Below are 824 nucleotides of genomic sequence, written 5' to 3'. Positions count from 1 at the left end.
ACCTCGCGTCCGGCTGTTGCGATTGATTTAAGTGGCACTTCGCCAGCAAAAGATGAAAAAACATGGAACGAATGGGCAAAACTCCGAGGATTTACGGATACCCTGACTGCCGAACATAACGTATTTGATAATTTAGTTCTAGCGGATTATTTAGACGTGATGGAAGGGCCAAGTACGTTACCCCTCAGTACCCGATTTGCCCGTTCAAAAATTGCACCGATCATCCAAGCTACCGCCTTTGCTGAATTTACCCGACCCTACTTAAAAGAATCAACCAAAGAGACAGCTGTCAGCCAATTGTACCGTTTGACTTCGACAAGTATCCTAAGGCAGTCGATCAGCTTGCTCGGTGATGCCATTGATGCTCCAGAAGACCCCGTTGAGATTTATCCGACCACCAAAATCGAGTTGGCTAGCTGGATTACGGTCCAAAACCAGTTCCTTGAATACATACAAACAACACCAGAACTATCTGGATATGAGATGCGAACCGGCACAGACGGTATGAGCGGATTGTTCGTTCCTAAAGACACGAATGATCAAAGTCTATTAGTTTATCCAGATACTTCACTGAATGAATACTTACCGGGAAATGAAAAATTACCTCCACGGATCGGCGCCCTGAAACAAATCAATTTTTCTCCATATAATGGTCCAGGAACACCCTATGTCAATGTGACCATGAGCTATACCGCCTATGATCATCGCCAAGAACTATACACGCAATATGATATTCGGGGCATCACGATTCCCTTGGAGACGGACTTTGATACATTTTTAGCAGAAATCGCCACACCTGAACAAGCCTTGGAACTGGTCAAAGA

The 824-nt window shown here is 44.8% G+C and carries 1 pseudogene; it reads left to right on the top strand.

From position 1 onward, the window contains the following. A pseudogene (locus tag ACH0AK_RS14910) lies at window positions 1-824 on the top strand (hypothetical protein); the annotation flags it as partial.

It is taken from the genome of Enterococcus pernyi, from assembly GCF_045371165.1.
Taxonomy (GTDB): Bacteria; Bacillota; Bacilli; order Lactobacillales; family Enterococcaceae; genus Enterococcus_B; species Enterococcus_B pernyi.
This window is presented reverse-complemented; position numbering and strand designations above follow the sequence as displayed.